This window comes from Nostoc cycadae WK-1, assembly GCF_002897135.1.
In the GTDB taxonomy this organism is placed as follows: domain Bacteria; phylum Cyanobacteriota; class Cyanobacteriia; order Cyanobacteriales; family Nostocaceae; genus Nostoc_B.
Map to the genome: position 1 here is coordinate 1 of NZ_DF978429.1, position 26,496 is coordinate 26,496.

The window sequence follows — 26,496 nt, forward strand, 5'->3', positions numbered from 1 at the left end:
GCAACCTCTGGCGGTTCACTAGCTAATAGCCCAAAGAAAGCTGTCTCTTATACACATCTAGATGTGTATAAGAGACAGCCCATTGGAAAGGCAGGGCTGTTTCATTCCACAAGACGAAGTAGTTTGTCAATATCATGAGAGAGAAATCTTTGAGCAATAGTGATGGAATGATAACTATGACGACGAAGGATATTGAGTGCGATTGCTCTGATAATAGAAAGATTAGCGGGAGCGTTGCCAAGACGGATTGTAGAACAGTCCTCTTTGAAAACAACGTCTTTCAACGGCAGTTGCCTCAAGTCGGGAAACCCGCCCACGGCACTGCCTCCCCAGTGAAGGCAGTTTTCGATACCCCAGTGTCCACGAATACCGATAGCAAATTCTTTCGCGCTTGCTATCAGACTGCTAATATAACAAACAATTTCATGATATTTCTTAGCGTTTCTCGTACCAATTCTTTCGACCCTGACTAAAGATTTTATTCCAGTCCATGACGGGTCAATTCCATTGATATCATGAAAAACTTCTACAGTGCGTGTTGTATATCTATCTCTGGTTTTTTCGGTTTCAACTACACGAGAAGTTGGTTTTTTTGTGGCAGCAATGCGTTGAATATGGCTACGTAGTTTGGGTTGATTATCTTTAACCGCAATGACATAATCATTGCCACTTTCTATAATTATTTTGCAAGTTTTTTTTGACAATGTAGGGAATCAAAGCTCAAGACCACTCCTTCTAGACCCAATGCAGTGATTAGCTCTTGGACAACCTGGATTTCGCTTTTTTGCTGATTCTCAAATTTCTCCATCCCGACAACCAGCCCTCTTTTACAAGCAAATACCGATACTATACTCACGAAATTTTGATTAGATGAACTGTAGTTTTGCACTGTACCCTTAATACTTTTCCCATCTGTTGCACACCATTCTGATACCTCTAAATCCACATAAGTTTTTGCCCATTCATTAAATTTATCAGCCAGTTTATCGAAGTCTACTCCCATCACTACACGCCGGATTGTTGAATATGAGGGTACTCCATGTTTTTGAATGCCAAATTTCTCGATTAATACTCGACTATGCCTTTTGACAAAATCTCCCCACCCCCGATATCCTACATATCCATTCATTGTTCCCATGATTACCAACAGCAACACTAACCACAGTTGGTGTCTTCGCCCATCCGTCGTTCTAAAGTCTTCCACTTGCTTTAATTGTTCAATCAGAGCCGCACCCATCATTTTTATCCCCTCAACCCTTGCTATTTTACCTGTTTTAGGGAATGAAACAGCCCTGCTTTACAAGGGGAGGGTTAGGGTGGGGTAATTCAACTAAAATCAACGAAGCCAAAAAACAACTCTACAAACGTCACTTGCTGCAACAAGTAGAAGACAGCCAAGGATATTATAAAATTCATGCCTTAGTGCGGTGGTTTTTGCAAGAACAGTTAGCAAACGCTGGTGAGATGAAGCCAGTTTTAGAAACCACCTTCGCCACTGCGATGATAACCAAAGCTCAAAGCCTTCCCTACCCAGCAACATCTCAAGATATCGAACGTGTTAAAGATGTTATTCCCCACATTGAAGACTTGGGAGAACGGATAATTGCAGAAGTAAACCAAGCAAGAGAACAACAGATCAATTCCCCAGCATCAGTACCTAATGATGAAGTAATTTGGGTGTTTGTGGGAGTAGCAACATTTTATAAGGGACAAGGAATATATCAATTAGCAGAAGATTGGTATAAGGAATGCGTCAAAGTTTGCCAAGCTTTATTTTCAGGTGATCATTTCTACGTCGCAACTAGCTTGAACAATTTAGCTGCATTTTACAATAGCCAAGGGCGGTACAGCAAAGCCGAACCTCTGTACATCGAAGCCTTGGGGATGTACAAGCAGTTATTCACAGGCGATCATCCCTATGTCGCTACTAGCTTAAACAATTTAGCTTTCCTCTACAATAACCAAGGGCGGTACAGTGAAGCTGAAACACTGTACATCAAAGCCTTGGCGATGAGAAAACGGTTATTCACAGGAGATCATCTCGATGTCGCTATAAGCTTGAACAATTTAGCCCTACTCTACCGTAGCCAAAGACGGTACAGCGAAGCCGAACCTCTGTTAATTAAAGCCTTGGCAATGAGAAAGCGGTTATTCATAGGCGACCATCCCTATGTCGCCACCAGCTTAAACAATTTAGCTTACCTCTACGATAGCCAAGGGCGGTACAGCGAAGCCGAACCACTGTTCATCAAAGCCTTGGCGATGAGAAAGCGGTTATTCACAGGCGACCATCCCTATGTCGCCACTAGCTTGAACAATTTAGCCGCACTTTACGATAGCCAAGGGCGGTACAGCGAAGCCGAACCACTGTACATCGAAGCCTTAGCAATGAGAAAGCGGTTATTTACAGGCGACCATCCCTATGTCGCTATAAGCTTGAATAATTTAGCTGGACTCTACGGTAGTCAAGGGCAGTACAAGCAAGCCGAACCACTCTACATTGAAGCCTTGGCGATGTCTCAACGGGTGTTAGGGGATAATCATCCCCTAACAGTGAAAGTGAGAAAAAATTTGGCAATTCTGCAACGCCAGTTAACTCCCGTTCCTATTTGGCAACGTTGGTTAGGGTGGTTTTTCCAATTATTGTTAGGGATATTAGTTTTACCGTTTTATTTATTGTGGCTACTGGCTAGAAAAATAATAAAATTAATTCGTAATTCGTAATCTCTCTTTAATCATATCAAGCCCACTCAATCACTTACAATATGTCCGCCGCGAGTGCAACGAAGTGAAACGACGCGATCGCAAAAACTCTGCAATTACTTTACTTTGCTATCGCTACCTTCGGATAAATTTTCAACTTTGAATTGGTTGCACACTCAGGCGATAACCAAGATGATGCAGAATAAGGCTGATGGTTCGCAGTTCGGGGTTGCCTTCTGGTGACAAAATTCGGTAAAGATTCTGGTGGTTCAAACCCGTTTTTTCTGCAAGGCGCGTCATCCCCTCCTGTGCTTCCACCACGTTTCGCAGTGCTTCCAGAAAAAACGCAATATCGCCATCCTGCTCGTACTCTTCAAGAGCAACGTCCAGGTAAGCCTTTGCCATTTCCGGGTTCTGCATCTGCTCAAACACAATCTCGTCATGGTTTCTCAGTTTCTTGGTCATCCTGTTCCTCCTGATAAGCCTCCCAATATTTTTTAGCTTTTTCTATGTCTTTATCTTGGCTATCCTTGTCGCCACCACACAGGAGAATTACCAGATCATTCGCAGATTCTCCAAAGTAAACGCGGTAGCCACTGCCGAAGAAAAACCTCAGTTCAAGCACGCCATCTCCAACTGACTTGAAATCCCCGTAATTGCCCTGCTTAAGTCGCTCTATCCGTCGGATTATCCTTGAACGGATCGTGTAGTCCTTCAAGTTTTCTAACCATTCGGTGTACGGCTCCTTGCCATCTTCTGTAGCGTATACTTTCAGAGTTTTTTGACGAACGATATCAGCCATAGTTTAATTATAAAACGTAGCTTGAAAGTAGAAAATAGATAGTTGTAGATGCAGCGATCGCTCTTATCAAAAATAAAGATACGATAGTTTTGCGCTAGGCGATCGCTCTTATCAAAAATAAGGAAGCATAGGGGAGCATCGTCGTAGACATTGCCAAAACTTTTCTCAACGACAACGCCTCATCACTCTGATAACATAGATAAAAGTTCAACTGAACTACCAAAGTTATGAGCAACATTAATATTTCTTTGCCTCAATCAATGAAAGCTTTTGTTGAGGAACAAGTTACCAAAGGTTGCTACGGTTCAGTAAGCGAATATTTACAAGCATTAATCAGTAAAGACCAAAAACGCCAGACACAAGAACACATAGAAGAACTTCTGATTGCTGGACTTGAAAGTGGAGAAGCAATAGAAGTGAATGACGAATGGTGGGAACAAAAACGCACACACTTAATGAATAAGCTGCATGAAGAAAAATAATGACAAAACAGATAGTCATTACACCGAAAGCAAGTTTAGATATTGATGAGTGTTTTGCTTACATTGCTCAACAAAATCCCAACACGGCGCTGTTATTTTTTGACTCTGTCAGAGAAACATTTGCACAGTTAGCTAGAATGCCTGGAATGGGTAGTCGTTATCCTGTAGAAAATGTTCGTTTACAAGGTTTACGTAAATGGCTGTTAAAGGATTTAAAAAGTATCTAATTTTTTACTTTGAGCAAGATGAAAGTATTAATATTGTACGAATTCTCTATGCAGGGCAAGATATAGAAAATATATTAGAAAAAGAATGAAATTAAGCGATCGCTCTCATCAATGATCAAGAACCGATGGTTTTGTGGTAGGCGATCACTCAAATTATATAAATTCCTGTTCATGTAGTGTCTACATTTTTGCTCTATCAAAAATATCAGGTGCGATCGCATTCAAAGCCCAAGTAGATGTTTTACTCACATGAAATCCAAATTATTTTACTTTTTTTAGGAAGTGCGATCGCTCAAATTATTACCCCTACACCCTCATACCCCTAATTCCCCTGTAGTCTCACACCCCTGTTCCCTTAAAAGCAAGGTGTTTGGTAAATTATATACAGCGCAGATATTTATCTAGCGCCTGAATTCTTGCCAGGCAGCTGTTACTACCAAAGATTGTTCACCCAAACCAAACTAGATACTACCTTTGTCCAGCATCTATGCTGAAGTCCGTACACAGTAACATTTGGCATCAAAACCTCATCCAGTCTCAGGTTGACGGTTTATCAGGTCATAATGTTATAACGTCATCAGTTCTAGATGCAAAATGGGAACACTAGCTCATGACTAGTGACTCATGCTTGGGAAAAATTCAACTTAGTTACTAAATCTAACGCCGAGTGAACAAAGTTGATGAGCAATGCTGAATGTTGCACTGCTGAGTATCTTTAGGTGGGTGGGTCAAGAGTGATGAATGAAGCTGACACCTCAAACAACAGGGCTGTGATGGAATCTCTCAATTCTGCTAATTCGCCACAACCAGAGCCGACAAGCTGTCCTTTTTATGCGGTTGTGCCTTCTGAAAATCTGGCTATCAGGCAATTGCCACTCCTCAAACCAGCAGAAGAAAAACAACAAGAGTTGCCAAATCCTCAATCTACGGAAAATGTTACCCAAAAAGAATGGGTGGCAGAACCAGATAGTGGAAAACAAGCAGTAATTGATGATGAATTTCAGAAACTGCTGGTGTTAAATCAAGAACTACGTGCAGCTAACAATGAATTGTACGAACAGGTCGAACATCTTAAAGATGACTTAGCAGAGTCGGAAAAAGCTTTGCAGTGGCAGAAAAGGCGCTCCAGTGTCACTGAGTCAATGCTCAACCAACAAGCTCAAGAACTGATTGCAGCTCAAGAACAAATTCAGTCCCTCTTTCAACAGTTAGACACCACTACACAAACTGTTCAACGTCAAGAAACTCTGATCGAAACTTATAAAGCACAGCTACAAATTAGCCAGCAACGTCTTGCTCAGTTAGAACGGGAATGTGCGTTATTGCAAACTAATTATCATGAACAGTCTCAACAAGTGTTGCAGTCAGAAACTACTTGTCGAGAGTTGCGTACTCGGCTGATGCGCCAACAGCGCCAAACCCTGCAATTTAAGGCAGCTTTAGAAAAATGTCTAGAACCACCAGCTGTCAACGACGACTCTTCAGAGGAGACAGGAAATAATACTGCTAATAGCACTACTAAGCAAAGTAGATTTTCTAGAAAAGCGCGATCGCTATTTCCTAACGTACAACCAATTAGACCTTGGTCAGCCGAACCAGAATCTCCTTCCGAAAATGTAGCTCATTCTTGGGGTGAATCTTCAGTACCACCTGCATCCAGCCATAGTAACCCGACTCCCCAACCTTCATCTCCTTGGAATTGGCCGACTCAAGAAGAAACATCTGCACCAACAGAACCGGATACTTTCGCAGAAATAGAAGATGAGCCAATCACATCAGAAACGGTTTCATCAGGAGAGTCTTCAGCCAAATTAGATGAGCAAATAGATAGTCTCATCCAAATGTTTTTTGCTTCCCAACCGGGAACTTCACCTGTGACTAGTGAAACCAATGTCACCAGTAATCAAAGTGAAAAACCTTTATGGGAGACTTGGGAAACAAATGAAGCACAATCAGAAACTACCCTAGAGCAGCAATTAGAAGCATTATCAACAGAAAATAATGCGCCAATTACTGTATCTAGTTCAGTAATTGAAGAGTCAACAATTTTACCAGAAAATAATTTACCAATTTCTTTTACTGTGCCGTTGACCAAAAAGACAACGGAAGAACCAGAAAATTTCTGGTTAGAAACTACACCAGAAAATACTGAGGAATTGCCAGAAACAGATTTGTCTCAAGACACATCTGGTGACTATAGCAATGATCCTCAATCACCGTCACCAGTTGTTTATCCCCAGCGTCCACCCAAGGGACGTAAATCTTTGGCATCAGTAGAATTACCAAATTTTCGCCCAAATAGCCAAACTTAGAAGGTGAAAGGTCTTGTGGTGTCTCAGTTTGATTGTTTATCGATGCCTTAACATAATGACAGTTAAGATATTATGTTGAGTTATGCGATCGCACAACTCAACATATTTTTTTGAGGCTAAACAAATTCTAGACTTGCCATGTCAAGTAAAAATATCCCAGGAATCTTACTTAACTGTTCAATTGATAATACATAATCATTGAAATGATTCATATTCTCATCTGCATCAGAACTAATTTCTAGCAGGGAATTACAGGTAGCGATAATTGCTTTGTCTGGGTGATTTTGACCAAAGTGATTTGCCATTTCCTGTGATTCTTGTAAAACAGATGGTTCCGTATCTAAATAAATGTACAGCGACCAGCCACCAAAAGTTAATTTCAGACGATTCTCACCCTGTGAAACACTCATTGATGGCTTAATAGGATCACGATTAAAGAATTGGACAAATTTCACCTCAGCATTTGGAAGTGTAATATCACAATCGGGTGCTATGAGAGCTAAAGCGTTGTAGAAAATTTGAGACATTCTCAACTTCAAGCCGGAATTACTCTTTTTAACTTACGAATTACGAATTGGTATTACTGCTTCTGTGTTGACTGTGGATATTTGATTGAGCGATCGCGGTTTACCTGTAGTAATTACGTAGCGAAGTGCTAACAATTGTAACCATAATGCGGGATTGCGGGGTTCTAACCAAGGTTGAATTCGGGTGAGAAAGCTGGGGAACCAAGAACTCAGTAATATCTTTACTAGGGCATTGCTACTAAAGTTAAAATAACTACCCAGCCATCTGAATAAATCTCTAGGGCCAGCCAGTTCCCAAATCCACAATAATAAGGCGGGGTTTTTGCGGGCGGCTTTGAGTGCTAGGCGGTTGAAGGTAAACCAATCGCATCTATCTTTGATGAAATTATCTGCAACCTCTGGCGGTTCACTAGCTAATAGCCCAAAGAAAGTATTCAGCATTGAGTTAATGCGCTGGGGAGGAAGGAATTTCCCAGTTGGAACCATCATCCCTTTAGAAAACAGCCAAGTTACTGAAACGTTGCTTTGATAAGCCCGAATTTGGTTTAAGTGACGGAAACTCAATAAGTCATGCTGGAGTGCGGTATCTAACAAAGTTGTTAAGCGTTCTAAGTTACGCACCAAGGAACCAAAACCTGTAAACACAAGAGGAGATTGGAGAGATGCAGCATCACCGATCGCAATTAATCTATCAACAGCAACTTGGCGATCGCTACTACTCACACTAAAATGCCCCGGTATATATCCAAATGTCGGCTTTTTCCACACCAGTTTATCCATATCGCAGCGGCGATACTCTGGCAAAATTGTGAAAAAGTCCTCGTACATCTCTAGCAGAGAACCGGGATTATCTGGGTGGACTTCGTGGTAGTGAAATAAATAAATTGTGAGTTCCTCACCCGCGCCAGGAAACAATTCCCAAATCAATTGTCTCCCCCGCGAAATATCACCGTGACTGTAAAGCACATCACCATACTGGGAATCCCAAACTTGTGGCTCAAATCCACCATCAACAACTGCACCCACTGTGGGACAAACACTATCAAAAGCCCGACCACCATTTAATTGCCATGCAATGGGCGAAGCGGTTCCCATTGCATCGACTAATAACCGTCCAGTTACTTGCTTATCTCCTTGGGTAGGTAAATGTTTGACTGTAATTACAACTTGTGAGTTATCAATATCCGCACGAATAAATTCGGTTTCGTCCCAGATATCACCGCCAGCCGCCCGCAGCTTTTGTCCGCACATTTGCAGCCATTTTTCTGAGTCTAGGGCAATATTTAAGACTGTGGGAGTGTGAAGAATAGGCGATCGCAATTTCGGCGGGTTATTCCCATCAAAAAATTTGTTAAATCCGTCTTTGTATTCTCTGACAATAATGCTTTCTAACTCGCTGGATGTCACCAAACCCAGATTGAGTAAGCTTTGTAATTCATCACGCGAAATATTCCATTCGCGGTTCATCTTACCAAAAGGTAAACGTTCCACCAACAATACTTTATATCCCAGTTTAGCCATCACTGCCGCGTGGACTGCCCCTAATGCGCCACCGATGTAAATCAAATCGTAATCTAATTTGGGATTTGGGATTTGAGATTTGGGATTGAAAAAAACTACCTGACGCGGTTCTTGGGGATGACGCACACCTTCACGCCAGCGTTGTTCCCACCAATAGGCGCGTGTGAGGTCGTATTCGCCATGCGGCATTTTCTGGAAATATTTAACCGTGAGTGGGTAATCGGTTGCTAACGCCTCAAAAATTGATTGTTGGGATAAATCAATTGCTGGTGGCTGGGGGTACTGATGGGGAAAGCGTTGTCTGATTTCTGTCTTGAGACGTAGCAAAATCTCCTTCTCTTGAGGGAAAGGCTGATCTGCCCAACGGAAGACCTTTAAATAAGTAGTTCTCTGGACAGACCACACAAAAATTGAAATTTCTGTCGGTAATTTTTCGGAAATAGTCTGCTCAGATGCTGTATAGTCTGTAGGTAATTTCAGGCAGAAGCCGTCTGGAGTCAGTGATTTTATGCCAATTCCTGGTTGAAAATCCACTTGTAGCCATTGACGCACCGCTACTGTATCTGGAATTGGTACTTCTAAATAGAGGACTTCTTTCATGTTTCCTTGACATCTCCGCTTAAAATACTCATTTCGACAGATTTATTAATGGCAAAAATTCTTGTACACTCCGCCCTATTACTCAAATAAAGATTCTGTAAAGAACTTTTAATAATTTGTCAAATTTTTTTTCTCATTTTGTAACTTTGTAAACCCACGCCATGAATTATCCCATTCCAGATAGCCCTCAAGACATTCTTGCGTTACAACAAAAGCCCATTGATGAAGAACTTGTAGCTTCAGCGATCGCCGGAGTAATTAAAATTGTCCGTTCTCAAGGTAAATCTTTGGATGACTTAACAGCCCAAATCCTCGAAGACGATCAATTGTTAGATCGGCAGCAGCGACGTTGGCTGAGTCAATTGCTGGCTCAAGCCTGGGAAAGTTTTACTTGAGGAGGCAGAAGGCAGGAGGCAGAAGGCAGAAGGTGGGAGGAATAGAAGCTTCTACTCAGCACTCCTTATAAGAATACTTTGCTGTTAACTGAACTGTTTTAATTTAAAACCCACTATTTTTTGCCTACTTGCCACCTAAAGGAGTCCAATTACCAGAAGGCACAAACGCCGCCCAATATTGTGGTTCGTTATATTCTTGACTATTGAGTAATTCTAACTGTGCAGCACGCAAAGCATCATGTCTCCCCTTGCCTGCTTTCAAATTCTGGTAATACTTCACCATCAAATCCTTAGTCGCCGCATCATCCACCAACCACAGACTTAAAACCTGAGTTTGCGAACCAGCAATTACCAAAGCACGACGCAAACCATAGACACCATCACCAACTTTTACATCTCCTTTACCAGTGTCACAGGCTGACAAGACAACTAATTGATTAGAACGCAAATCTAAACCAGCCACCTCCAACGCTGTCAATACACCATCATCATTTCCTGTTTTGACTTGATTGCGTTTGTTTGCACCAGCCAACGCCAACCCAGAACGCAACAACGGGTTTTCCACTTCTAAAATCTTCGGTTGACGTGGTGTTAATTCTAAATCCGGTGAGGCGTTGAGATTTTGTTCAATATCAGTAATAAAAAAACCGTGAGTCGCCAAATGTAAAATACTTGGACTTTGTAGTTGTTTAACTGCCTTTTCTGTCGCATCTTTACCTAAAAGTAATTTGGCATTGGGTAAAACCTTTTTAATCCCTGCGGCTTCATCTTTAGTAGCAGGTAATGAGCCAAATTCCAGGTTGACTAAATCACTAGAACGCCGATTTTGAGAACCTCTCACACCAGACGCTTTTGCAGAGCCTACAGTTTGTGTTTGGTTGTTGTAATCAATATCTGCCAACACTACCGGCGCAGAAGCGTTGTTATTACTTGATTTAAAACGTAATAAATCTCGCCCACTGGTGAGATAAGAAAAAGCATAACGCCCAATCAAAAACTTATCTTGCTCATCCTTGAGGGCTTCAAAAGGAATTAATGTTAATTGCCCATCAGGAGAAATTAAAAGATGCCGTGCATTACCTAATAAAGGACGGATGGGTGCGATTAATTTCTCATCTAAAGTACGGGCAAGTTTGTTGAATGTTCTTCCGGTGGCTAAGGCTGCACGAAAATCAATGGCTAAAGAATCAATTTCTGAAGCTTCACCTAAATCAAGCCACTTGGGTTCACCAGAGGAACGTAACACCGCCACAGCATAACGCGGTTTACCCCACTTTTGAGCATCTGTCTTGGCCTTGACATTGTATGGTTGATACTGGACAATTTCCACCAAAGCTGCATCTTGGGGTATTTTTGCCTGAATGGCTGCTAACTCTATTGGTTGAGTTTGCTGGCGGAACGCGTCACTTTTAGCACTAATAGCTGCTTCTAACTTTTCTTTTTGTGCTTCCAGTTGCTCAAGTTGAGTTTTCAGGTTAGGAGTTTGTTGTTCTGAATCAGAGAATACTAATGCTGAGAGTTGCTGTTGTATTTGCAGCCATTGAACAAATAATTTTTGATTTTCGGGATTTTTTTCAAGTTGGGCGCGTAGTATTTGGATGCTATCAGCAACAGCATCTAACACCAGCCCTTTGCGGCGGAGTACAGTAGTTAAAGCTAGAGATGCTGCTGTTTTTTGATTGCGAGCTTCTTGCAGGGACAGAGAGACAGTAGCATAGGTTGTCCCTAAAAAAGTCTCAATATAGCTCTGTTTTCTTTGTTCAGAGCCGACGGCAAAAATTAGATTGAGATTTTGTCTTTCAATTTCTAAGCCACGGTGTAAGAAATCGATAGCACGAGTAATATCACCCTTTGCTTGGTACAGTCCGGCCAAATTACTCAACCTAGTGGCAGTATTAGGATGAACATTCGACAGTATCTTTTCTGTAATAGCCAGAGCGCGGAGATACAAAGGTTCTGCCTGTTGATAATTTCCTTGTACACGATAAAGTAAAGCTAAATTATTTAAGCTAGTAGCGACATAAGGATGTTCTTTACCCAGTACCTTTTCATAAATAGCCAAAGCACGGAGATACAAAGGTTCCGCTTGTTGATATTTCCCCTGTGACTCATACATGTTAGCCAAATTATTTAAACTGATGGCGATATGGGGATGTTCTTTACCCAGTGCCTTCTCATAAATAGCCAGGGAACGGAGATACAGTGGTTCCGCCTGTTGATAATTTCCCTGTAGGCGATAAAGTTCTGCCAAATTATTCAAACTAGAAGCGACATGAGAATGTTCTTTACCCAGCGTTTTCTCTATAATTGCTATAGCACGGAGATACAGCGGTTCCGCCTGTTGATAATTTCCTTGGAACTGATACAGTAAAGCTAAATTATTTAAGCTAGTAGCGACATGGGGATTTTCTTTACCCAGCACTTTCTCTAAAATTGCTAGAGAACGGAGATACAGCGGTTCTGCCTGTTGATAATTTCCCTGCGCGCGATACAGTGCTGCTAAATTATTTAAGCTAGTTGCTACATCGAGATTTTCTTTTCCCAGCACCATCTCATAGATAGCCAGTGCGCGTTTTGCTAAAGGAATGCCAGTAGAATATTTTCCTTCTTGATATAACTTGAGTGCCTGTTCATCAAGTTTTAAAGCTTCTCTTAACGCTGCTTGTTGCTCTGTTGAATATGCGGGGGTTTGCTGTTGCGCTATAGTTTTAACTGGCATACTCAACATTAACTCTGTTGTCATCGCACCTGCTACTGTCCAAGGTGCTAAAAAAATACCCGCAGCATAAATTGCGCCTAATAACTTTTTCACACTCAAATTACAAGCTTTTTGGTTTGGCTATGAAATAGATCATGCCGGACTCAGCAATTTTCGCAAAGCAGTTGTCAAAAAATTCAACAACTCCCATCTTATTCTTTGCGCCTTAGCGCCTTAGCGTGAGATAAATCAATATCCCGCAACACCCAATGCAGAAAATTTCCTGACACTTCCACCTCAAAGCCTCACCTTTCACCTTCTGAACTCAAACGTCCGAGCAAAAATCTCGAAACTTTACCTTCCGAACTCGAACATCCGAGCAAAAAGCAGGAAACTTCACCTTCCGAACTCGAACTGTCAACCTTGGAACTTCAAAATTCGACTAAAAAGCAGGAAACTTTACCTTCCGAACTCGAAATTTCTCACTTAAAACAAGAATGTTGTTGTTTAAAACCTGAAAAGCCAAGATTAGCCAACGCTTTGAAAAATTTGTTCGACAGTTAAATTAAGTTGTGGGAAAGTTTGTGAGATGATACGCTCATGATTTCGGAATTGCTGAACTTGGTATTCCCCATCAACTAATGAGTAAACCGAGATAGTAGGTTGTTTGGGATTCCCAATAAAGCGCCTACCGCCCAAAGCAGCATAATCGACAATCCAGTATTCGGGGATGCCTACGGCTTCATAGTCAGCCGCTTTTTTTAAATAATCATCCCTCCAGTTAGTACTAACCACCTCAATTACAAAGGGAATTGATTCAGCAAAGCTTACAGTCGATTCTTTTTTCCAACGAGGTTCATTGACTAAATTAGGCTGATTTAATATCAGCACATCTGGTGAGTAAGCTGATTCGCCTTCTAATGGTTTAACAAACGCTGTTTTGGGAATAAAGTAAGGCAGTTTTAAACGTTTATATTCTGTAACTATTTCTCCAACTAAAAATCCAATAAGCTGTTCATGGTCGCCAGTAGGTGGGGACATTTCAACAATTACTCCATCATGCAATTCATAGCGTCGCTGTGGGTTTTCTGGGTACCAAGCGATAAATTCATCAAATGTAACTAGTTTGCGTAAGGTTTGAGTCATCTGAGTGCTGAGTATTGAGTGCTGAGGTACGAGATCCCCGACTTCTTCAAGAAGTCGGGGATCTGAGTAATGCCACCACTAGCATTAAACTTTTAATGCTGCTTCGGCTTGGGAGTGCAATAACAAACCATATTCCAAACCCTCAACCACTGCTTGATAGGAAGCTGCCAAAATATTGGTTGAAACGCCGATAGTCGTCCAGCGTTGATGACCGTTTCCTGACTCTACTAAGGCTCTGGTTTTGGCTGCTGTCCCGGCGTGTCCGTCGAGAATCCGTACTTTGTAATCGGTCAACTCAAAGCTGGCCAGTTGGGGATAAAAGTTGACTAAAGCTTTGCGTAAGGCTGTATCTAAAGCTGCAACTGGGCCGTTACCTTCTGCCGCTTCTAAAATATTCTGACCGTTGACGGCGACTTTCACCGTTGCTAAAGCACTGCTGGTTTCTTTCCCTTCTACTAAGTCACAGTGTACTTGAAAGCCTTTGACTTCAAAAAATTCTTGTCGTGCGCCTAAAGCTTCATACATCAACAGCGCAAAACTAGCTTCTGCGGCTTCAAATTGATAGCCTTGACTTTCTAATTGTTTGAGGCGTTGCAGAATTTGCCGTGCTTCTGGTGTTTGCTTATCTAATTCAATCCCAAAAGTGCGGGCTTTGGCTAATACATTACTTAATCCCGATTGTTCGGAAATGACTATCCGCCGACGGTTTCCGACTTGTTGTGGCTGAATGTGTTCATAAGTCAGGGGATTACGTTCAACTGCGGAGACATGTACCCCGCCTTTGTGAGCAAAAGCCGAACGTCCGACAAAAGGTGCGTGTTCATCCGGGGCAAGATTTACTACTTCACTAACAAAGCGACTCGCTTCTGTTAGTTGAGTAAGCTGGTGTTCTCCGATACAGCTATAACCCATCTTTAGTTGTAAGTTGGGGATTAAAGAACAAAGGTTGGCATTGCCGCAGCGTTCACCATATCCATTTATTGTTCCTTGTACCATTGTTGCCCCAGCCATGACAGCGGCTAGGGCATTTGCCACTGCCATATCACAATCATTATGAGTATGAATGCCAATTTGCGGAATTGTCTTTTGTCCTCCGTCCTTTGTCATTAGTTTTTGACAAATGACTGTTTGCACACTTTCGCTAACTTCGTGAGGCAATGTTCCGCCATTTGTATCACATAAAACTAACCATTCAGCACCTGCGGCGATCGCAGCCTCTAATGTCTGTAAAGCATAATCTCTGTTGTGTTTGTAGCCATCAAACCAATGTTCGGCATCGTAAATCACGCGTCGCCCATGTGAGCGAAAATACTCAATAGTATCGCGGATCATAGCTAAATTTTCTTCTAAAGTTGTCTTGAGACTTTCGGTAACGTGTAAATCCCAAGATTTGCCAAAAATTGTCACCCAGCGAGAACCCGCAGTTAAAATTGCTTGCAACATTGGTTCAGCCGCAGCCACAGTATGAGGACGACGCGTAGAACAAAATGCCACAATTTCTGATTGTTTAAGCGGATCTTCTTGGAGTTGCCAGAAAAATTGAACATCCTTCGGATTGGCACCAGGCCAACCGCCTTCAATAAAGGGAATTCCTAATTGGTCGAGTCTCTTGGCAATGCGTAGCTTGTCTTCAATAGACACCGATAGCCCTTCGCATTGAGTGCCATCCCGTAGCGTGGTGTCATAAAGCCAAATTTGAGGAGAAGAATTTGTGGTCATAAGACAAGATCATGCGAGACAACTGTAGAGGAAATGTGCCAATATACAACAAAACGCCGATTTGGTAACTTAAATATGCCCAAAGTACTAACTCAAAGTACGAAAAATACGTTTGTCTGCCGCTGCGTTCAATGCCGTGTTTAGTTAGATTAAGGCGTATCGGGAAAATTTGGGGTTTAAATTACGAAAAATTTTGTTGCAAAATGGTATTGACCTCTAAAACGGCGGTGCTAAAGCAAAGAACAGTCAGTTAGTAGTGATGGTGCTAGTGCGATTGATAAAGTGATGTATTGGCCGTGAATTAGCGTCACAAAAGCAGCGATCGCTTCCTTCCCATTCTCCTACAATAGACCTGCGTTTAGCCGCTCATGCAGAGGATTTTACGGATTATTGGATCAGGGCTATCGAATAGGAAAGGAAATCAAAAGGTTAGGTTACAAAGGAGAAAAACAATATGGGTAGATGGACACCGCTTATTCTCATGGGTGGAGGCTTGGCAATTTTATTGGGTACATTGCTAGGCATCAACTTTCCAATGGGTGGAGGACAACAAACTGCCAGTAATAATGCTCCTGGTGGCAAAACATCACGCGTTCTCCCAGCTAATATTAATGTTAATAGCACTGCCCCCAGTAGAGGTAGTCGTGGCTTAAGTGAAGACAGAGCCAGCACTCCTCAAGAAGATAATGCTCCCACAGAAGCTAGAGGCAGCAGAAGTGTTAGGCAAGAAAACCTGAATGCAAACACAACTGAACGCCGAACCAGCGTTGCTCAAAATACAACTCCCAGCGAATCATTTTCATCTCCTGACAATACAGATACAACAACTACCAGAGAAGTACAATCAACTGATACAACCACCAGTGATAACGAATCTACAAGAGAACCGATTCGCGCTTTGTGGTAGTGCGTGACTGGGTACTGGGGACGGATAAAAGATAAAAGATGAATTTTCATACTTCATACTTCATACTTTCCCCAATCCCTAGTCATTGGTTACAAGTTATTAGTTATAAGTTATGTAGTTGTGTACTAATGATCAATGGCTAATAACCAATGACTAATGACTAATGACTAGCGATGTTTTAATTATTGGTGGCGGTGTTATTGGCTTGGCGATCGCCGTCGAACTCAAATTGCGCGGGACAAATGTCACCGTGCTTTGTCGTGATTTCCAAGCTGCTGCTACCCATGCTGCTGCTGGCATGTTAGCACCAGATGCAGAAATTATCCAAGATGAGATCATGGGTAAATTATGCAGGCGATCGCGTGCCTTATATCCAGAATGGACACGCAAATTAGAAGATTTAACTGGCATAAATACTGGTTACTGGGCTTGTGGTATCCTTGCGCCTGTTTATCAACAACCAGAATCTGCTGCGGCTTGTGATTCACCTGCGTATTGGTTAGATCAAGCTGCCATTCATCAATATCAGCCAGGATTGGGAAATGATGTCGTTGGTGGCTGGTGGTATCCTGAAGATGCTCAAGTTGATAATCGGGCGTTAGCTCAAGCACTATGGACAGCTGCTAAATCCCTCGGTGTGGAAATTCAAGAAAACATCACAGTCGAAGGATTAATCCAACAGCAAGGACAAGTTATAGGTGTACAAACCAACACAGGCGTAATTCGCGCTAGTCACTATGTTTTAGCTGCGGGTGCTTGGTCTAGTGAATTGTTACCTTTGCCTGTGACTCCGCGCAAAGGGCAAATGCTGAGTGTCCGATTACCTGATTTTGTGCCGGAATTGCCCCTGAGACGAGTTTTATTTGGGGAAAATACTTACATTGTACCCAGGCGGAATCGTTCGATTATTTTGGGTGCGACTAGCGAAGATGTGGGTTTTACTCCCAATAACACTCCTGCGGGTATTCAATCTTTACTTCAGCAAGCTATTCGCCTATATCCACAATTACAAGATTATTCCATCCAAGAATTTTGGTGGGGTTTTCGTCCTGCGACTCCAGATGAATTACCTATTCTCGGCACTAGCCACTGTGAAAACTTAACTTTGGCTACAGGTCATTATCGTAACGGTATTTTACTCGCGCCTGTGACAGCAGCGTTAATTGCTGATTTAATCTGCGAACACAAATCTGATCCAATACTTGCCCATTTCCATTATTCTCGGTTTCACACCCAGCCATCTACCGCCCCTATGCTCACTCACTCTGCCAATTTTACCAACGGCCATCGCCCAGTTTTATCACCACTACCTAATTCCCCACTCCCAGACTCCCCACTTGTAATAGCAGGTAAAACCTTCCAATCCCGCTTGATGACGGGAACCGGCAAGTATCGTAGTATCGCAGAAATGCAGCAAAGCATTATTACTAGTGGTTGTCAAATTGTCACCGTCGCAGTCCGGCGAGTCCAAACTAAAACCCCCGGACATGAAGGTTTAGCAGAAGCACTGGATTGGTCAAAAATTTGGATGTTGCCGAATACTGCTGGTTGTCAAACCGCCGAAGAAGCGATTCGCGTTGCCCGTTTGGGTAGAGAAATGGCGAAATTGTTGGGGCAAGAAGATAATAATTTTGTGAAATTAGAAGTCATCCCCGATGCAAAATATTTACTACCAGATCCAATTGGAACGCTGCAAGCTGCTGAACAACTGGTAAAAGAGGGGTTTGCCGTATTACCGTATATTAATGCTGACCCGATGTTAGCCAAACGGTTAGAAGAAGCTGGCTGTGCAACAGTTATGCCTTTAGCATCACCTATTGGTTCAGGACAAGGGCTAAAAACCACAGCCAATATCCAAATCATTATTGAAAACGCTAAAGTACCGGTTGTGGTGGATGCAGGTATTGGTTCACCCTCAGAAGCGTCTCAAGCAATGGAAATAGGTGCAGATGCCTTATTGATTAATAGTGCGATCGCCCTAGCCCAAAATGCCCCAGCAATGGCGTATGCGATGAATTTGGCAACCGTCGCTGGTCGTTTGGCATACTTAGCTGGCAGAATGCCCATCAAATCTTATGCTAGTCCTAGTTCCCCTTTGACTGGGACAATCAATACTTAAGAACTTAAGCCTGTGTCAGAGATTTTGAGTTGAGACTGTCAATAGTCCAAGAAAAACTGAATTTTGGACTATTGACTATTGGCTGCTAATTGTTAAAACTGATTATTTTTTAAGACTTAATTTTAATTTTTTTGAAAATTCATTTATTTACTATTAATAAAAATATAAAAAAGAAACCTGCAAAATAGCATTTTATGCTTTATACATTTAGTTGCTAGGTTTCAATTCTAAAATCTAAAATCTAAAATTCAAAATGGTATCACCGATTATTACAGTATCGCTATTATCGGCTTTAGCAGTTGTTTCTCCTGCGGCTGAGACTAGCGAGCCTGCGGCATCTACTGCATCTACTACCCCAGCGATCGCTAACATTTTACCAGCAGATACACCATTGGTAGGCTTAGTCAATACCAAAGTAGATGCTTGGACAGCCTTAAATCGTTTTTATTTATTTGAAAGAGCCTTTACCGCAGCCTCTAAATATTTACCGCCTTCTTTTAAACTTAGCTATGTCCGCGAGATTGAGTCTTTGCTAGGTGATCAAGTCGCATTTGCTTTTTTGCCCAAGGTTGAAGGTACAGCCGCAACCATAGATAATAATTTTGTGATGCTGGCTCCTATCAAGGATGAGTCACGCATCCAGCCTTTTTTAGACTTACTTAAAAATGGTGATCCAAAACGGGTAAAGGTTACGGAGTATAAAGGCATTACGATTGTAGAAGTGCAACCTCCAGAACAACCAAAATCAACACCCACGCCAGAAACACCAGAATTACCTGAATCAAATTCAGCACCCAAATTACCAGAATTACCCCCAGAGCCTGCAAATACACCTAAGATTCAACGCAAATCACAACTCAAGCAGGTTCGTTCTCAGAAAAAATCAAACTTAGCGGCTATACCGCCGATTTTAGGTAATCCAGATTGGTTAAAAACAAGACCAAGAGGAATTGCGATCGCTACTTTACCAGGTTACATTGTCACCGGGATTACGGCTAAACCCATTGAGCAAATTATTGATGCTGCTCAAGGAGAGAATAATCTCGCTCAAAATGCCCAATTCCAAGACACAATCAAAAATCCTCAGTATGCTAAATCTTTGTTTTCAATGTATGAAAATTTGGCAACTTTTGTGCCTTTAATTAACGATATTAGCAAAGATCCAAGCCTGCCTTTTCCTGTTCTTAGTGCTGATGCGATTAACCTTGATGAATTGAAAAACTTGGGTAGTGTCAATGGTTTTTTAACAGTAGAACCAGAAGGATTGCGTTTTCAAGCTACAGCCTATCGCCAAACTCCTAAATCAGAAAAAGATGAGTTTCAAACCGAACAGCCAGAAGCTATAGTATCAAGATTACCTGCTGCCACCTACTCTGCTGCCACTGGTCGCAATCTAAATCAGAAATGGCTAGTTTTAACCGAAGCTTTGAGTACAAAGCCACAACTCAAAGAATATCTCACCCAACTGCGGAGTTTTGTTTTTAATAGTACTAAACTTGATTTAGAAAAAGACATTCTCAATTGGATGAATGGTGATTATGCCTTCTTTCTGTTTCCTTCTAAAGGAGGATTATTAGGCTCAGTTCCTAACTTGAATTTAGGGATAGGTATGGCTTTAGAAACTAACAATCGAGCCGCTGCTGAAACTACTCTGAAGAAGTTAAATGAATTTATTACATCTTTCTCAACAGGAGAAGTTGTAGTGAATACTCACAATATTAAAGGTCAAAACATCACGAGTTGGGATGTAGGCGGAGAAGCTTCACAAAGTTTGTTGGCTTATAATTGGGTAGACGAAAAAACTGTTGTAATTACAACAGGATTTGGCGCAATACAAGATTTAGTACCACAGCCTTATATTCCGTTACCTTCAACTTATAATTTTAAAACTGCGACTAATTCTTTACCCCGTCCTAACTATGGATATTTTTATTTAAATGGGGGGTCTACTTTATCATGGATTTATGGATTTTTACCCAGTTTCTTTGATGATCAAAGTTTCAGACCTTGGAAACCAATTATTGGCTCAGTCTACAGTATTAGTGCTACAAGTGCTACCACATCAGATAAAGAACAATTCGATGTTTTAATGGTATTGGCTCCTAGTAGAAAGCCGATTAGTCCCACAATTAAAGAGTAATTAATTATCAGAGGCAGAAGACAGAAGGTTAGAGATTTCAAAATCTGAATTCTGCCTTCTGAATTTTTTGATAAATCAACCCAACCACTCAGGATTAAGTGCTGTACTGTCAAATTGACTAGTAGTTTTAAATAGTTCATATTGACCTTTCGCAGCAGCTTGACGAGTCCGATTTAGCAGTTCTTGGACTTGTGCTTGATTCATGGGTTGAAATGTTTTAGCTGCTTCAAAAGCTTGGTCTAAGATTTTCATGCTTTCAATGCCTGTAATCACGGTTGATGTTGGTAGATTCATGGCATAGTGTAAGCATTCTATGGGTTTAACTGTGTTGCTTTTGAGAATGTTTTGATCGCCCATTGATTTCATCCCCAATACACCAATTCCATCTTTGACTAGTCTGGGCAAAACTTGGCTCTCAAAACTGCGAAAATGAGCATCCATGACATTTAATGGCATTTGTACTGTATCAAAACGAAAGTTGTTTTGAGCAGCAACATCAAGCATTCTCAGGTGAACTAAGGGGTCTTTGTGACCAGTAAAGCCGATGTAGCGAATTTTGCCAGCTTTTTGGGCTTCTAGAACCGCCTCCATTGCGCCGCCAGGGGCAAAAATCCGGTCTGGGTCTTCCATCCGGATGATTTCATGATGTTGCAATAAGTCTATGCGATCGCTCTGTAATCTTTTTAAAGAATCATTAATTTGCTTGGCCGCAGCTTCTTTTGTACGACCATCAATTTTGGTCATGAGAAAAACTTTTTGCCGATAACCATCCCGGAGTGCTTTACCCATACGGATTTCACTCCCACCGTTGTGATAGTCCCAGCTATTATCCATAAAGTTGATACCGCGATCAATAGCTGTACGGATCAGCCGAATTCCTTCTTCCTCATCTTTTGGTCTACCAATGTGGTGTCCACCCAAACCAATTACCGATACTCTTTCCCCAGTGCGTCCTAATTGCCGATAGATCATTTCGCCTGTTTTGGTCTGATTAGGCTGATTTTGGGCTAAAGCTTGTTTAGAAAGTCCGGTTGAAGCTGCTAGTCCGACTGTTCCTAAACCTGAAGCAGAAGCTATCTTCAGTAAATCTCGTCTGCTAATCTCCACAAGTGAATCCTTAAAATCAAACTATGACATCCTCATAGCTTTGCACTGGCGAAAGTCGACTGCATCTAACTGTTGAAGGAGAAGAGTATTGATGGAGAGGTATATTAAGTCACTTGTTGGGAATAGAAAGTAGGGACTGGGAAAAGAGTGCTAAAGACTATTTTTAGCTTTATTTAGTCTGAAAAATATTTTGTACCATGACTTTATCTGTACTCTCGGCAGCTTTATCCAACTCTGCTATTTCTGCTGCGTCGAGTTTCCAACCTAAAGCGCCAATATTCTCTTGCGCTTGGGTGAGGGATTTTGCACCGGGGATGGGAATAGTACCTTTACAGATACACCAGTTAATGGCTACCTGTGACATAGTTTTATGGCGTGATTGCGCTATTTCTTTTAAGGATGTTAACAGCGATCGCACTCCTGGTAATAACTGTCTAAATAACAACCCGCGAATACCTTGGGGAAAAGTTCCTTTTTCGGAATACTTACCTGTTAATATCCCCAAAGCTAAAGGGCTGTAAGCAATTAATTTAATACCTAATTCATCACAAACATCTTTTAATCCTAGTTGCGTCACCGGATAAGTAGACAGCAAAGAATACTGGACTTGTAAGGTAGAAATCGGTACACCTCGTTCCGCAAATCGTTGATGCACCATTTTCAACCGTTGCGGCCCATAATTTGATAAACCAACACCTTTAACTAAACCTTGTTCGTAAAGGTCAGCTAAACCATTTAATAGGCCTTTTTCTTGCCAAGGTGCATAATTGGCTGTAGACCAGTGCATCTGCACTAAATCGACATTTTTACCCAAGCGCTTGGCGGAAGACTGACAAGCTTTAATCATGGACTGGCGCGTCCATCGCCAAGGGTAAGCAGCCAGTTTTGTCGCAATGCAAATGTTTTCCTGATTTAAACCCTGATATGCTTGGGAAAATTTTCCTAAAAGTAATTCACTACGCCCATTCAATCGGCCAGTACCGTAAGAATCACCTGTGTCAAATAAGGTCACGCCATTACTCACGCACAAGTCAAACACGGCTTGCAATTGGTCGTCCATACTTTCGCTGTATCCCCACAAGAGTTGGTTTCCCCAAGCCCAAGTTCCGCAACCCATAGTTGGTAGGGATAGTTCTCGACTGATTTGCATTTTGATTGTCAATCACGCACCATCTGTATTATCCGCATACATCGCCCTTTAATTTCATCCTGAGTGCTGAGTGCTAAGTTGAGTAAACATCTTTTCCTGCCCCCTGCCTCCTTTCAAGCCAAGTGCATAAACACAAGTTTTAGTAATTCAGCACGGGTAAATGGTTTAGTTAAATAACCAGAGGCTCCGACTAATCGGGCTTTGACTTTATCAACAAGTCCTTTATTACCTGTGACAAAAATAATCGGAGTGTGTTTAAAGAAAGAATTATTCCGAATGATTTTGCATAATTCGTAGCCATCAATTCCAGCCATGTTGAGGTCTAACAAAATTAAGTCTGGTTTATGGCGAATAATCGACATAACCGCTTTAAGTGGATCATCAATTGTCACTACAGAAAAATTCTCACTTTCCAAAAACCGACTAATTTCTTTGAGAATTGTTGGGCTATCATCAACAGAAATGATTTTATAAGTCTTTTTGATAGTTACGGTATTATTCGTTACTATTTCAGGTGCATAATTTATGGTATTTAGTATTGTTAATTCCTGAAGATTTTGGCTTGACAGTGTAGATGTTTGTGGCGATCGCACTACAAGTGGAAAATCTTCTACAGCCAGAGCCGTCTCCGGTTCAGCATTACGGTTACTGGGTTCTACTACCGTATCTATGAATTGTTTGTTGAGTAACGCTGTTGTATATCGAGAAGATGTTGTGGCTTCTGGCTTATACTTAGGTAACTGATCAAATGGTGGATCTGGTTCGTGCATAATTACCCCACCTTGCACAATGTGAGGGTATAAATTTTGAATCAGTTGCATTTCATCTTGATTCATAATTACAGCCAGATGACGTAGGCTAAAACCTTTCATCCAATTAGTTAATTCTGGCGGTAGTTTTGGGAAATTCTTGCTGGGTAACTTACTGTTAATTAACAGATAAGGACGCTGGTAAGGTGAAGAAATTTGGGGAGTGAAAGATTGCCAATTTTGTATGCGAATTTGGCAAATTTCCAGAGTTTTTTCCACATCCAGCCGACAAATTTTTGTCAGTGTTTGGGTTGCATCACTTAAAGCATAAGTACCTGTTTTCACTAACAAAAATGATTCAATAACTTCTTTGACCAATTCTTGAATCAAGATTGTAGCTTGTGCATTATCCAGATAACCTTCGTTGACTAGCCAATGAATTGCTTGGTAATCAGCAGGTTGAGTTGATAAATCACTGCTATCAGCAATGTCATAATTTAACAACTCTTGTTCAAAAGTCATACGTAATTGTACGCGGGTTGCGCTACTGAGCAAATTGAGGCGGCGCAGATGACGTTCTAGCCTATCAAAAGGTTCAACAGAGTTTGTCGCATAAGTTATAGCTCCCTGTTCTACATAAATCAACCAAGTAACTAAGTTACTAAAGGCTTGTAAACAAGTAGTGTCAATACCATTAGATAGTTGTTTTAATAAACTATAAGGACGTAACACTGTAAATGTACCGAAATTAGGCATTTTAAAAAATTGTTTTAGAGAATTATACAGAATTTATGTAAATTTGGATGCTTATTTATGTTTTACTTTATTAGTTTTAATATGTCTCCAAGAAAATTATTTTCTCGAAGAAGAATATAAATCTATATTCAAGGTTATGGAAATCATCGCTATTACTCACTGAACTTGATGCGCTGCTCAGATAGAAAGACAATACCCATAACATAAGTTTCATTACTATGTCTGAGTATAAGCGCTGAAGTTAGTATTTTTACTCAGTCAACAATCCAAGCTGTAGCTGCGCCAATATCTACACACAAAATTCTTTCAGGAGTATCAACTACAGACATAACTTAAGAAACTGCCAAAGCAAAAATATCAAGTTTTATTTTGATATAAAGTTCCTCGACCAACCTAGATTCAAGATTAGAGAAATACATCCCTCAAAAGATAGATAATTCATTTCTCAGAAATACTGAAGAAAATGAAAAAACAATAAAAATTTTACTTGTGCAACTCAGTATGATGGCGAAAAGGGAGTTTAAATGTTTTCTGAATGATGAACTTGGATGAATTAACACTTTTGTTTGGCACAAAAATGATATATTCCACACGAAATCTTTAAACTTTTATCTAGGCAAATTTTGATGTTTATTATACTCTGCCACTTGCCCTTTATAAGACTTTGTCGTTCCGTGAATGCAGGAAATATGAACTCCTCGTAAATTTTTGGTCTCTCAGGCGGAACTTGATGAAAACTTTATTAAATGTGTAGAGAATTTAGGGAAAAGTATTTGTTTAATAGTTATATGAAGACTCAGCAGGCGATCGCCAAAAATTTAGTTATTCCCTTTTAGGCTCCGGAAACTTAACTATATACTTTGAACAAAGGAAAATAAAGCTTTGGACTATAACATAACACAAAAAGTTATGCAAGATACATTAACCCTGGATGAAGTAGTAGAATTTGCGGAAAACCCCGAACCCCGTTGTCCTTGCGTATTATTACTAGATACATCTGGCTCAATGCAAGGTGAAGCCATCGAAGCATTAAATCAAGGTTTGCTGAGTTTGAAAGATGAATTAGTCAAAAATTCCTTAGCAGCGCGACGCGTTGAAGTAGCAATTGTTACTTTTGATAGCCAAGTAAATGTAATACAAGACTTTGTGACAGCGGATCTATTTAACCCCCCAATTTTGACAGCCCAAGGACTCACCAGTATGGGCGCAGGAATTCATAAAGCCTTAGACATGGTACAAGAGCGCAAATCCTTGTATCGTGCTAATGGCATTGCCTATTATCGTCCGTGGGTATTCATGATTACCGATGGCGAACCTCAAGGTGAACAAGAGCATCTAGTAGCCCAAGCCGCACAGCGAGTTCAAGGCGACGAAGCCAATAAGCGCGTAGCCTTTTTCTCAGTTGGTGTGGAAAATGCCAACATGACAACCCTAAATCAGTTAGCTGTGCGGACACCACTCAAACTGCGAGGACTTAACTTCGTGGAAATGTTTATGTGGCTGTCAGCGAGTATGGCGGCTGTTTCCCACTCCCAAGTAGATGAACAAGTAGCACTACCGCCAATTGGCTGGGGTTCCATTTAATCGCGCGATCGCGATTTAATACTTACACAGCCAGCCCAGACAAAGAATCTATGAACACATCAAAACAGATTGATCATTGGCGGGTAGTCGCCGCATCTGTATGTGGTACCAGCCACATCAGAAACAAGCAGCTGTGTCAGGATGCTCACAACTGGCAGTTATTGCCAGACAATATATTAGTAGCCGCAGCAGCCGATGGCGCAGGTTCTGCCAGTCAGGGGAAAATTGGCGCAATGGTAGCCACCGAAGCAGCTGTAGAACATTTATCTATTAAAGAAGTCTCGCGCGCTTTTTTAGCTGATGACTTGGTTGTGCAATCTTTGTTAAGTGATGCCTTGCTGGCTGCCAAAAAAGCAGTAGAAACAGAAGCCGCAGCCTGTAACCAACAGCCTCAAGATTTGGCAACTACCTTAATAATCACCATCGCTACACCAGAAATGGTAGCAGCAGCCCAAATCGGTGACGGTATGGCAGTCGCCAAGAATCGTCAAGGAAATTTAATTGCGCTAACTATACCCAATAACGGAGAATATATCAACGAAACGACTTTCTTGACTTCCTTGGATGCTATAGATACAGCACAAATGAGATTATGGCGTGAAGAAATAGTCAATGTTGGTATCCTCACCGATGGACTACAAATGCTGGCTTTAAACATGGTTGTTGGCGAACCTCACAAACCCTTCTTTTTTCCTTTGTTTGACTTTATCGAAAACGCTGAGGATAAAACATTAGCTAAAGAGCAACTGGTGAGGTTTTTAGGTTCGGATCGGATTACACAACGTACCGATGATGATTTAACACTAATTATTGCTGCCTTCAACCGCACATAAACAAGGATTCTGCAAGTTC

20 protein-coding genes and 1 pseudogene are annotated in these 26,496 nt (G+C 41.3%); 10 read left to right on the forward strand and 11 right to left on the reverse strand.

Annotated elements, in window-relative coordinates:
• Positions 1 to 101 precede the first annotated feature (101 nt).
• Positions 102 to 1,240: pseudogene (locus NCWK1_RS30605) on the reverse strand (ISAs1 family transposase).
• 41 nt (positions 1,241 to 1,281) lie between these two features.
• Here NCWK1_RS30605 and NCWK1_RS14090 point away from each other — a divergent pair.
• Entirely contained in the window at positions 1,282 to 2,724 is a 1,443-nt protein-coding gene (locus NCWK1_RS14090) for a tetratricopeptide repeat protein (RefSeq protein ID WP_103125150.1), read from the forward strand.
• Between the two features lie 132 nt (positions 2,725 to 2,856).
• Here NCWK1_RS14090 and NCWK1_RS14095 read toward each other — a convergent pair whose 3' ends face one another.
• Both NCWK1_RS14095 and NCWK1_RS14100 read right to left on the reverse strand, forming a co-directional pair.
• Positions 2,857 to 3,168, reverse strand: coding sequence for an addiction module antidote protein (locus NCWK1_RS14095; RefSeq protein ID WP_103125151.1), 312 nt, complete (start codon positions 3,166 to 3,168; stop codon positions 2,857 to 2,859).
• Complete coding sequence (locus NCWK1_RS14100; protein WP_103125152.1) at positions 3,143 to 3,505, reverse strand: type II toxin-antitoxin system RelE/ParE family toxin; 363 nt, start codon at positions 3,503 to 3,505, stop codon at positions 3,143 to 3,145. The genes NCWK1_RS14095 and NCWK1_RS14100 overlap by 26 nt, the downstream gene beginning before the upstream one ends.
• 227 nt (positions 3,506 to 3,732) lie before the next feature.
• Here NCWK1_RS14100 and NCWK1_RS14105 point away from each other — a divergent pair, with 227 nt between their 5' ends.
• The 3 genes from NCWK1_RS14105 to NCWK1_RS14115 all read left to right on the forward strand — a co-directional run bounded on the left by NCWK1_RS14105 (position 3,733) and on the right by NCWK1_RS14115 (position 6,526).
• The gene (locus NCWK1_RS14105; RefSeq protein ID WP_103125153.1) at positions 3,733 to 3,987 is read left to right on the forward strand and encodes a type II toxin-antitoxin system ParD family antitoxin; all 255 of its coding nucleotides are present in this window, start codon (positions 3,733 to 3,735) and stop codon (positions 3,985 to 3,987) included.
• Complete coding sequence (locus tag NCWK1_RS14110) at positions 3,987 to 4,214, forward strand: type II toxin-antitoxin system RelE/ParE family toxin (RefSeq protein ID WP_245894900.1); 228 nt, start codon at positions 3,987 to 3,989, stop codon at positions 4,212 to 4,214. Before NCWK1_RS14105 ends, NCWK1_RS14110 begins: the two co-directional genes overlap by 1 nt.
• 737 nt (positions 4,215 to 4,951) lie before the next feature.
• Entirely contained in the window at positions 4,952 to 6,526 is a 1,575-nt protein-coding gene (locus NCWK1_RS14115) for a hypothetical protein (RefSeq protein ID WP_187308150.1), read from the forward strand.
• Positions 6,527 to 6,642: 116 nt separating this feature from the next.
• Here the strand turns inward: NCWK1_RS14115 and NCWK1_RS14120 are convergent, their stop codons facing one another.
• Positions 6,643 to 7,053: a hypothetical protein gene (locus tag NCWK1_RS14120; protein WP_103125154.1), complete on the reverse strand. Its 411-nt coding sequence runs from the start codon at positions 7,051 to 7,053 to the stop codon at positions 6,643 to 6,645.
• Positions 7,054 to 7,086: 33 nt separating this feature from the next.
• Positions 7,087 to 9,174: an NAD(P)/FAD-dependent oxidoreductase gene (locus NCWK1_RS14125; RefSeq protein ID WP_103125155.1), complete on the reverse strand. Its 2,088-nt coding sequence runs from the start codon at positions 9,172 to 9,174 to the stop codon at positions 7,087 to 7,089.
• A gap of 161 nt (positions 9,175 to 9,335) precedes the next feature.
• On the opposite strand from NCWK1_RS14125, the gene NCWK1_RS14130 reads away from it, so the two are divergent.
• Entirely contained in the window at positions 9,336 to 9,569 is a 234-nt protein-coding gene (locus tag NCWK1_RS14130; RefSeq protein ID WP_096581302.1) for a hypothetical protein, read from the forward strand.
• Between the two features lie 124 nt (positions 9,570 to 9,693).
• On the opposite strand, the gene NCWK1_RS14135 is transcribed toward NCWK1_RS14130, so the two are convergent.
• The 3 genes from NCWK1_RS14135 to cimA form a co-directional block, all read right to left on the reverse strand.
• Positions 9,694 to 12,381, reverse strand: a complete 2,688-nt coding sequence (locus NCWK1_RS14135) for a CHAT domain-containing tetratricopeptide repeat protein (RefSeq protein ID WP_245894901.1) — start codon at positions 12,379 to 12,381, stop codon at positions 9,694 to 9,696.
• A gap of 414 nt (positions 12,382 to 12,795) precedes the next feature.
• Positions 12,796 to 13,413: a Uma2 family endonuclease gene (locus tag NCWK1_RS14140; RefSeq protein WP_103125156.1), complete on the reverse strand. Its 618-nt coding sequence runs from the start codon at positions 13,411 to 13,413 to the stop codon at positions 12,796 to 12,798.
• 84 nt (positions 13,414 to 13,497) lie between these two features.
• A complete protein-coding gene (cimA, locus tag NCWK1_RS14145) occupies positions 13,498 to 15,132 on the reverse strand; it encodes a citramalate synthase (protein WP_103125157.1) in 1,635 nt (544 codons plus the stop codon).
• A 454-nt stretch (positions 15,133 to 15,586) separates the two neighbouring features.
• On the opposite strand from cimA, the gene NCWK1_RS14150 reads away from it, so the two are divergent.
• The 3 genes from NCWK1_RS14150 to NCWK1_RS14160 all read left to right on the forward strand — a co-directional run bounded on the left by NCWK1_RS14150 (position 15,587) and on the right by NCWK1_RS14160 (position 20,298).
• The gene (locus NCWK1_RS14150; RefSeq protein ID WP_096581308.1) at positions 15,587 to 16,039 is read left to right on the forward strand and encodes a hypothetical protein; all 453 of its coding nucleotides are present in this window, start codon (positions 15,587 to 15,589) and stop codon (positions 16,037 to 16,039) included.
• A gap of 163 nt (positions 16,040 to 16,202) precedes the next feature.
• Complete coding sequence (thiO, locus tag NCWK1_RS14155) at positions 16,203 to 18,158, forward strand: glycine oxidase ThiO (protein WP_103125158.1); 1,956 nt, start codon at positions 16,203 to 16,205, stop codon at positions 18,156 to 18,158.
• Between the two features lie 253 nt (positions 18,159 to 18,411).
• Entirely contained in the window at positions 18,412 to 20,298 is a 1,887-nt protein-coding gene (locus NCWK1_RS14160; protein WP_103125159.1) for a DUF3352 domain-containing protein, read from the forward strand.
• 75 nt (positions 20,299 to 20,373) lie between these two features.
• On the opposite strand, the gene NCWK1_RS14165 is transcribed toward NCWK1_RS14160, so the two are convergent.
• The 3 genes from NCWK1_RS14165 to NCWK1_RS14175 form a co-directional block, all read right to left on the reverse strand.
• Entirely contained in the window at positions 20,374 to 21,405 is a 1,032-nt protein-coding gene (locus tag NCWK1_RS14165; RefSeq protein WP_103125160.1) for an aldo/keto reductase, read from the reverse strand.
• A 169-nt stretch (positions 21,406 to 21,574) separates the two neighbouring features.
• Positions 21,575 to 22,555, reverse strand: a complete 981-nt coding sequence (locus NCWK1_RS14170) for an aldo/keto reductase (protein WP_103125161.1) — start codon at positions 22,553 to 22,555, stop codon at positions 21,575 to 21,577.
• 113 nt (positions 22,556 to 22,668) lie between these two features.
• The gene (locus NCWK1_RS14175; protein WP_103125162.1) at positions 22,669 to 24,060 is read right to left on the reverse strand and encodes a response regulator; all 1,392 of its coding nucleotides are present in this window, start codon (positions 24,058 to 24,060) and stop codon (positions 22,669 to 22,671) included.
• A 909-nt stretch (positions 24,061 to 24,969) separates the two neighbouring features.
• On the opposite strand from NCWK1_RS14175, the gene NCWK1_RS14180 reads away from it, so the two are divergent.
• Together NCWK1_RS14180 and NCWK1_RS14185 are read left to right on the forward strand one after the other, a co-directional pair.
• Positions 24,970 to 25,644 (forward strand): vWA domain-containing protein, encoded by a 675-nt coding sequence (locus NCWK1_RS14180; RefSeq protein WP_096581320.1) that lies wholly within the window; start codon positions 24,970 to 24,972, stop codon positions 25,642 to 25,644.
• Between the two features lie 50 nt (positions 25,645 to 25,694).
• Positions 25,695 to 26,477 carry a PP2C family serine/threonine-protein phosphatase gene (locus NCWK1_RS14185; protein ID WP_096581322.1) on the forward strand — a complete coding sequence of 261 codons (783 nt, stop codon included), beginning with the start codon at positions 25,695 to 25,697 and terminating at the stop codon, positions 26,475 to 26,477.
• The last annotated feature ends 19 nt before the right edge of the window (positions 26,478 to 26,496 follow it).

What these genes read in the sequence shown, in the direction of transcription:
- NCWK1_RS14180 (WP_096581320.1), top strand. Translation starts at nt 24,970, where the DNA reads ATGCAAGATACATTAACCCTGGATGAAGTAGTAGAATTTGCGGAAAAC.
- NCWK1_RS14185 (WP_096581322.1), top strand. Translation starts at nt 25,695, where the DNA reads ATGAACACATCAAAACAGATTGATCATTGGCGGGTAGTCGCCGCATCT.
- NCWK1_RS14090 (WP_103125150.1), top strand. Translation starts at nt 1,282, where the DNA reads ATGAAACAGCCCTGCTTTACAAGGGGAGGGTTAGGGTGGGGTAATTCA.
- NCWK1_RS14110 (WP_245894900.1), top strand. Translation starts at nt 3,987, where the DNA reads ATGACAAAACAGATAGTCATTACACCGAAAGCAAGTTTAGATATTGAT.
- NCWK1_RS14100 (WP_103125152.1), bottom strand. Translation starts at nt 3,505, where the DNA reads ATGGCTGATATCGTTCGTCAAAAAACTCTGAAAGTATACGCTACAGAA.
- NCWK1_RS14095 (WP_103125151.1), bottom strand. Translation starts at nt 3,168, where the DNA reads ATGACCAAGAAACTGAGAAACCATGACGAGATTGTGTTTGAGCAGATG.
- NCWK1_RS14160 (WP_103125159.1), top strand. Translation starts at nt 18,412, where the DNA reads ATGGTATCACCGATTATTACAGTATCGCTATTATCGGCTTTAGCAGTT.
- NCWK1_RS14120 (WP_103125154.1), bottom strand. Translation starts at nt 7,053, where the DNA reads ATGTCTCAAATTTTCTACAACGCTTTAGCTCTCATAGCACCCGATTGT.
- NCWK1_RS14130 (WP_096581302.1), top strand. Translation starts at nt 9,336, where the DNA reads ATGAATTATCCCATTCCAGATAGCCCTCAAGACATTCTTGCGTTACAA.
- NCWK1_RS14105 (WP_103125153.1), top strand. Translation starts at nt 3,733, where the DNA reads ATGAGCAACATTAATATTTCTTTGCCTCAATCAATGAAAGCTTTTGTT.
- cimA (WP_103125157.1), bottom strand. Translation starts at nt 15,132, where the DNA reads ATGACCACAAATTCTTCTCCTCAAATTTGGCTTTATGACACCACGCTA.
- NCWK1_RS14115 (WP_187308150.1), top strand. Translation starts at nt 4,952, where the DNA reads ATGAATGAAGCTGACACCTCAAACAACAGGGCTGTGATGGAATCTCTC.
- NCWK1_RS14170 (WP_103125161.1), bottom strand. Translation starts at nt 22,555, where the DNA reads ATGCAAATCAGTCGAGAACTATCCCTACCAACTATGGGTTGCGGAACT.
- thiO (WP_103125158.1), top strand. Translation starts at nt 16,203, where the DNA reads ATGACTAGCGATGTTTTAATTATTGGTGGCGGTGTTATTGGCTTGGCG.
- NCWK1_RS14175 (WP_103125162.1), bottom strand. Translation starts at nt 24,060, where the DNA reads ATGCCTAATTTCGGTACATTTACAGTGTTACGTCCTTATAGTTTATTA.
- NCWK1_RS14140 (WP_103125156.1), bottom strand. Translation starts at nt 13,413, where the DNA reads ATGACTCAAACCTTACGCAAACTAGTTACATTTGATGAATTTATCGCT.
- NCWK1_RS14125 (WP_103125155.1), bottom strand. Translation starts at nt 9,174, where the DNA reads ATGAAAGAAGTCCTCTATTTAGAAGTACCAATTCCAGATACAGTAGCG.
- NCWK1_RS14150 (WP_096581308.1), top strand. Translation starts at nt 15,587, where the DNA reads ATGGGTAGATGGACACCGCTTATTCTCATGGGTGGAGGCTTGGCAATT.